This is a genomic window from Photobacterium sp. OFAV2-7 (genome assembly GCF_022347985.1).
In the GTDB taxonomy this organism is placed as follows: Bacteria; Pseudomonadota; Gammaproteobacteria; order Enterobacterales; family Vibrionaceae; genus Photobacterium.
Genome location: NZ_JAKRFQ010000343.1, coordinates 1 through 5,072 on the forward strand (window position 1 = coordinate 1; position 5,072 = coordinate 5,072).

Annotated in this window: 7 protein-coding genes; all 7 read right to left on the reverse strand. The window is 48.4% G+C overall.

The annotated features are described in order from the left end of the window. Nucleotides 1–99: 99 nt before the first annotated feature. Complete coding sequence (locus MHN01_RS16280; RefSeq protein WP_239412304.1) at nt 100–744, reverse strand: precorrin-8X methylmutase; 645 nt, start codon at nt 742–744, stop codon at nt 100–102. Nucleotides 745–767: 23 nt separating this feature from the next. After that, entirely contained in the window at nt 768–1,898 is a 1,131-nt protein-coding gene (locus MHN01_RS16285; protein WP_239412305.1) for a cobalt-precorrin-5B (C(1))-methyltransferase, read from the reverse strand. Continuing rightward, the gene (locus MHN01_RS16290; RefSeq protein WP_239412306.1) at nt 1,898–2,599 is read right to left on the reverse strand and encodes an energy-coupling factor ABC transporter ATP-binding protein; all 702 of its coding nucleotides are present in this window, start codon (nt 2,597–2,599) and stop codon (nt 1,898–1,900) included. The genes MHN01_RS16285 and MHN01_RS16290 overlap by 1 nt, the downstream gene beginning before the upstream one ends. Beyond that, entirely contained in the window at nt 2,599–3,396 is a 798-nt protein-coding gene (locus tag MHN01_RS16295) for an energy-coupling factor transporter transmembrane protein EcfT (RefSeq protein WP_239412307.1), read from the reverse strand. Before MHN01_RS16295 ends, MHN01_RS16290 begins: the two co-directional genes overlap by 1 nt. After that, entirely contained in the window at nt 3,397–3,975 is a 579-nt protein-coding gene (locus MHN01_RS16300; RefSeq protein ID WP_239412308.1) for a carboxypeptidase-like regulatory domain-containing protein, read from the reverse strand. A gap of 5 nt (nt 3,976–3,980) precedes the next feature. After that, nucleotides 3,981–4,604, reverse strand: coding sequence for a cobalt transporter CbiM (gene cbiM / locus MHN01_RS16305; protein WP_239412309.1), 624 nt, complete (start codon nt 4,602–4,604; stop codon nt 3,981–3,983). 9 nt (nt 4,605–4,613) lie between these two features. Next, on the reverse strand, nt 4,614–5,072 hold a 459-nt coding region (locus tag MHN01_RS16310; RefSeq protein WP_239412310.1), incomplete at its 5' end, for a DUF4198 domain-containing protein.

A 5,072-nucleotide genomic window follows, 5' to 3' on the forward strand; every position in this document is an offset into this window, starting at 1 on the left:
CGCCTGGCTGACCACGCCAACGGCCCGACTGGTAAGCCCCAGGCAGCCATCTTCCGGCACACCGACTACAGAAATACTGCTCATGTTACTCATACCGATTTACACCGTCTGCGCCAAAAGAGCATGGATCGTGGAAACCACAATCGGGCTGCCGCCTTTGCGTCCAAGGCTGGCGATGTATGACACTGCACTCTGCTCGGCCAGCGCTTGTTTAGATTCATCTGCCTTCACAAACCCAACTGGAATACCGATAACCAATGCCGGCTTAGCTTCCCCTGCTTCGACCATTCTCAAGATTTCATAGAGTGCCGTCGGCGCATTGCCCACACCGACAATCGCACCGTCGAGCAGCCCTAAGTCCCGCGCCTTGCGCATCGACCAAATCGCCCGGGTATCCCCTTTTTCCTTGGCTGTCGCAATCACGTCTTCATCACTGATAAAGCAATAAGTTTTGTTGTTATGAACAGAGAGTCGTTGAGCACTGAGACCACTGGTGATCATGGTGACATCACTCACGATCGGACAGCCCCGCTTGAGTGCTTCAAGCCCGGATTCAATCGCACCATTGCTAAACTGAAAAAGCTTGGCGAACTCAAAATCACCGGTTGTATGAATAGCTCGTCTGACAACAGGCCATTGAATTTCACTAAAGTTATGCCCTCCGTGAAACTCGTGGATCTCCTGGTCAATAATGGAGAAGGAATCTCTTTCTATCGCCTGACCCTGACGGGTCATCTGTTTCATTTTGTCCACTTCTATTCCGCCTATTATTTGTTTTTTTTCAGTGACAATTCGGGGGAGCTGGCTAACAGGCTGCCATCAAAATCGATAAGCAGAACCTGTATATCCAGCGCGTCTGTTGTGTATTGGTTTGCATGTTCATGCGCCTCGCGACATAAACGATTAAGGTATGATTGCGAATCAAGGTTACGCACCCGATCTAATACGTAGCGCCCGGTATTAGCTAATGAAATTTCTTCACAAACCGATTGAGGAATATTCTCCTCACGAGCAAGGTGACCGAGCTGCTGAAAGTCAATCGCATGACCGGATACATGTGTCATCATTCGTCCGGATACCAACTTCGCCATCTTGCCAATCATGGCAACCAGAGTGACTTGCTTGATTTCATAGCGCTTGGCAGCACGAAGGCCGACACCGATAAAATCGCCCGCCTGAATAAAGTCCAGCTCGGATAGCTCCGGCAGCAGTTTCATCGCGGCTTTTTCAGAGCGGCTGCCAGTGGTTAACACAACATGCTCACTGCCATTGGCCTTCGCAATTTCGATAGACTGGCGGACAGATGCCGCAAAAGCCGAGGTGGAGTATGGTTTAACCGTTCCTCGGGTACCTAAAATAGAAATACCGCCAATAAGACCTAAACGGTCATTGATTGTCTGCTTGGCCGCCTCTTCTCCGCCGGGTACACAGATTTCCAGCTCAATCCCTATTTCTTCTCGAAGCAAGGCGTTTGCTTTTAACCACTCAAGCTCCGCCATCTCGTAGATATTTTTTCGTGGCACCGGATTAATCGCAGGCTCACCAACAGCGAGCTCAAGGCCCGGCAAGGTCACGGTTGCGACCCCTTTTCCTCCGGTGATGTGAATACCCGGGCTATTCTTCCAGCGGGCAATACATTGAATTTCTAAACCGTGGGTACAATCCGGATCATCTCCGGCATCTTTAATCACACCGGCAAGAACTTCATCACCACCTTCCAGCCGAGCAAGTGTAAACGTGACAAACTCCCGGTTGGGTAGTTCTATTTCAATCTCGGAAAAATGCTCCTGAGAGACCAGCTTACGCGCTGCAGCCCTTGCCACCGCGGCTGCACATGCCCCGGTGGTATAACCGCCTCTCAAGTCGGATTTATTACGAGAGCGCTTTAGCTTCCCCATCAGCTGGCACTCTCAGGCTCATCTTGAGCCATTAACTCGTCTGCGCTCGACGGCACCAAAGTCAGCTTGCCATTTTCCAACCGATACTCGATATTCGTCAGTGCATCGCGCAGTTGCTCATCGTGACTGATCAGGACAAGGGGCATAGAGAGACTGTTGATGACATCGATAAGCAGCTGATAGTTCTTGTCATCTAAGCCATTTGTCGGCTCATCGAGAAGAAGAACGTCAGGCTTCATCACCAGCACTGTTGCCAAAGCGGCTAATCGCTTTTGCCCTCCCGACAACCGGTAGCTCACCTCATTTGCCAAGTGTTCTATACCCAAACGCCTTAGCGTCTGCAGTGACAACTTCTCTGCTTCGAGTTGAGAAGGTCCCTGGTTAATCGGACCAAAGCAAACATCTTCTAAAACCGTCGGACAAAACAGTTGATCGTCAGGATCCTGAAAAACCAATCCCAAGCGTGTTCTTACCGCCGCAAAATCAGCTTCTTTACTGCAAACCTGGCCAAACAGCTTTATTTCACCTTCTGTTGGCTGTAAAAGCCCTAATATCAGTTGCAGGAGCGTACTTTTGCCACTACCGTTACTGCCTGTAATCGATACTTTTTGAGATACATCCAGGCGGAAGTTCAGTCTGTCTGCGCAATAGGTACCGTTTGGTCTTTTATAAACGACATTATTTAGCTCAATAAGAGTCATTACAGCGCCCCTCCAGCCAGGAAGAATTGATAGATATACGGGCCTAAAAAGTCTGCGTAAAATATGGCTGTCGTTAACAGAAAATAGCCTGTCAATTGCCAGCTAAACGCAGCCTTTTTGTCTTGATATAAGGTTGCCGGGAATTGCCCTTTGTAGCCTCGGCATTTCATCGCAAACCAGATGCGATCGGCTCTGGCTAACGCACGGACCAAAAGCATTCCGAACAGATAACCATAGCTGCGCCAGTTATGCAGCGTTGGGCCGTTACCAAAGCCTCTTGCCAGCATTGCGGTTCTCAAGCTGGTAATTTCTTGCTGCATAACACTGACATATCGAATACAAAACTGGAGCAGCAAGATAAATTTGCCTGGCACCTTTAATCTGGCCAGTGCTTTAGATAGCTCTAATCCCGATATGCCATGACATTGGCTTATCATCACAATGGATGACACCGTCGATTTAATGAAAATATCTTGCGCTTTTGCCAAACCGAACACCGACAACTCCAATGACCCAACAGTCACGGCTTCGTTGCCGACAAATGAGAAAGGCAAAGGCAGCACAGCCAAAATAATGACACTATCTATCAGCAGCAGCCGCTTTAATCCCGCACGCAGTCCCATCGAACTCTGTTTCCAAAAAAGCAGGGCCATCAGGAAATATCCGAGATGAGAAACTCCACTCTCCGACAACACGGTTGCAGCCACGACAACAAACGCCAGAAGTAACCGATGATGTGTGACGAGCGAATGGCTATCCCTGGCTAACGAGCCACCTAAAAGCGTGATATCCATCATTTACGCCTTTTTCCTGGTAACGAGGACAAACAGGCCAAAAAAGCCGAAAATAAACCCGATACCACCTGCTATATCGCGAAAACGCGTTTGCGCTTCATACTGTTCTAGTTGGGTTCTAAGCGGTCTGATAGCATTTGTAATTGCCCGCTGAAGATCAGCACTACTTTGTTGGTTACAGGTACTTTTACTTTCTGTTTGCACTTGATGTGCAGAAGTCACAGCGACACCAGATGGCTCATTACCGGGCTCAGCAAAAGGGAACTCACTGCTGTCGATATCAAAGCTTGCCAGATGTCCCTGGCCGCCATCAGCTTTAATCTGATAAGAATCTGCCTCAACGTTCTGAAACGTAAAACTGCCCTCGGAGTCGCTGGCTACTGTCGCCACTACAGCATCATCACGGACCAGCTCTATTGTTGCATTGACAACTTTCCCACCACCAGCAAAATAGGTTTCACCGATGACATCTGCTCCTTCAACGTAAGCAAACACTCTCATTTGATGTGCATAACTTAGCTGACTCACACCCAGCAGCAATAAAACCAGAAGCGACTTAACAAATCTAAAATCAACTTTCATCGCGTTCACCCTTCACTCCCGGGCTCTACCGTTTTATTCATATTGCACACAATCTCAGGGCGAACCTTTTTGATTAGTGAAAAACTATATGCGCAGACAAACCCTTCCAATAAAGCAACTGGCAGGTGTGACGTTAATACCAAAGCAGCACTGTTCCAAAACACTTCTCCGGAAAGAGTTAGCGATAATGCAACCAACACGCTGGTAAGCACGACTGAACCAAACCCGGCCATAAATCCGACCGCACTTCCTGAGTATTTATGCACTTTAGATGACAGGAACAGGTGAACTAACACCGCAGGCAAAGCAATATTAACCAGGTTCACGCCCAATACCATGATGCCGCCGAAGCCTAAAAACACTCCCTGGAGAACCAACCCGACGGCGACCACCGGAAATGCCGACCAGCCAAGCAACAGCCCCAGCAACCCATTAAAAATAAGGTGTACGCTAGAAGGCCCTACCGGTATGTGTATCAACGAGGCGACAAAAAAGCATGCTGCCAAAACAGCAGCTTGAGGAATTTTGCTATCATCTAGCTGCCGCAGCCCGTATACAGTTCCTGCCACGGCAGTTGCTGCGCCAATCGCTAAAACAGGAGTGCTCAATACACCATCAACAATATGCATGTTGATCTCCTATTCAAAATCCTTCGTTTGTAACCAAATTACTCCCGCTTGCTCATAGGGATAGGATTTGCCACCTATCTCGATAGGCTCATCCGCACCAATCAGGGCCGCAATTCCCCACCAACCTGCCTTTGGCAGTGTTACCGAAAACTCACCGTTGGTATTAGTGGTTGTAATATGTTTTCCGTAAGCATCTGCGATAATTGGGACATTAGACTTATTGTCATACTCCACTTCAACACTCACCCCCGCAGCCGGCTTACCATTTTTTAATACCCGGCCTGAGAACACACTGTTTGTCCACAGTCCAAACGGTCTTGTTAGCGGTATAATTTCTACCGGGGTATTTAACTGCGGAGCCCACTCTTCTCCGGCCGCGTAGGTATCCATCACGACTTTGGCATATTGGGCGATAACGATATTTTCAGATTTCTCTATATAAGGCGCCTGGTTAACGTAAAAAGTATA

Bases quoted from the DNA above. Each gene is read 5' to 3' on its own strand.
- cbiM (WP_239412309.1), bottom strand. From the start codon at position 4,604: ATGCATATTGTTGATGGTGTATTGAGCACTCCTGTTTTAGCGATTGGC.
- MHN01_RS16300 (WP_239412308.1), bottom strand. From the start codon at position 3,975: ATGAAAGTTGATTTTAGATTTGTTAAGTCGCTTCTGGTTTTATTGCTG.
- MHN01_RS16285 (WP_239412305.1), bottom strand. From the start codon at position 1,898: ATGGGGAAGCTAAAGCGCTCTCGTAATAAATCCGACTTGAGAGGCGGT.
- MHN01_RS16295 (WP_239412307.1), bottom strand. From the start codon at position 3,396: ATGATGGATATCACGCTTTTAGGTGGCTCGTTAGCCAGGGATAGCCAT.
- MHN01_RS16290 (WP_239412306.1), bottom strand. From the start codon at position 2,599: ATGACTCTTATTGAGCTAAATAATGTCGTTTATAAAAGACCAAACGGT.
- MHN01_RS16280 (WP_239412304.1), bottom strand. From the start codon at position 744: ATGAAACAGATGACCCGTCAGGGTCAGGCGATAGAAAGAGATTCCTTC.